This window comes from Alkalibacterium sp. m-11 (assembly GCF_054658155.1).
On the sequence record NZ_BAAGIR010000338.1, the window covers coordinates 1 to 590 of the forward strand.

The following is a 590-nucleotide window of genomic DNA, read 5'->3' on the forward strand; positions in this document are numbered from 1 at the left end:
GACTGCCTTTTGAGCCTACCCATATCCGATTCCTCTGTCTGCATGAAACCTGTGCAGACAAGAATGGAGTTCGTAGGAAGCCCCCACTTCAAAATCCGGAGGATTTAAGTGGTGGGTAGTTCACTAAAGTGACTTTTAGAGAAGCTGAAATCATTAAACAGGAAGGTCAGATCAAAGAAAGTATTTGGCTTTATGAAGAGCTATATCGGTTAGATAATGGTTATGAAGTTCATGCGCTTTTGGCAGGAGAAGAAATGGCTGAGCTGATCATTCAGTGCACTGATATTATGGTCGAATAAAATGAGAAATCAAGTTAAAGAATCATGTATCAACGTCACTATCGAGCATATTGAAGGAAATAATAGAAAAGAAGATTATCATAAGTTGTGGAACTAAATAAGTATGACGCATCTAAAGAAATTGAAGTAATTTTTTTTGAAGAGAATGTACTGCAATCTATTTGTCTATTTGAACCAATTTCATAACTAACTTTTTAAAAAAGGAAACACTCGTCTAATTTCAAAATGACTATTTTTTAAAAATTACACGGCTATTTCTTTTCTGTTCTTTCTCTCAGCTAACCGTTGGTT

General features: G+C 35.1%; 1 protein-coding gene. It reads left to right on the plus strand.

The annotated features are described in order from the left end of the window. Positions 1 to 128 precede the first annotated feature (128 nt). Positions 129 to 299 (plus strand): DUF4085 family protein, encoded by a 171-nt coding sequence (locus tag ACYQ2O_RS12700; protein ID WP_346025093.1) that lies wholly within the window; start codon positions 129 to 131, stop codon positions 297 to 299. The last annotated feature ends 291 nt before the right edge of the window (positions 300 to 590 follow it).